The 560-nt window shown below is 43.8% G+C and carries 1 protein-coding gene; it reads right to left on the reverse strand.

Annotated features, from left to right (window positions below):
• Positions 1-44 precede the first annotated feature (44 nt).
• Positions 45-560 (reverse strand): type VI secretion system contractile sheath domain-containing protein (locus R7O13_RS29635; RefSeq protein ID WP_318305562.1); only part of this gene is annotated, 516 nt, incomplete at its 5' end.

The raw sequence follows: 560 nt of genomic DNA on the forward strand, positions 1-560 counted from the left end.
GCCCTTCCGATAAGGCATTTTTCCACTGAGTCATCTTTCTTTCCTTACACCAAATGTTCTGGTGATAATTCCGTAATTAATTTGATACTTGAGACCATTTGGTCGAGCTGAAAATGAGGGCGTAAATGTATCACCGAGTAGAAGTGCCCTGGCGTATCGCGTTTCTCTCTAACTTTGATCTTCGCTTCGTTCAATGGGTACTTAGCTCTGAGTTCATCCGAAGCTTCGTCTGAAGCCGTTGTATATTGATGTAACCAAGTCTGAAACTCCCTCTCGAGCGATGCCGCGTCCTGATAGCCACCTATCTTGTCTCGCCCCATAACTTTGACGTAGTGTGCTATACGCGATACACACATCGTGTATTGGAGCATTGAGGTAAGTTTTGCATTAGTCGCAACATGCTTCTCTTCGTACAGTTTTGGCTTATACAACGAAACATTGGAAGTCATGCCAACCATGTCTGTTTCAGGAACTGGTGAAATCGGAATGAATCCACAATCAGACAGTTCTTGCTCTTTACGCTCAGAGACTTTTAGATTTAAAGGGCATCTATCTCTGTC

Source organism: Vibrio sp. Y176 (assembly GCF_033438945.1).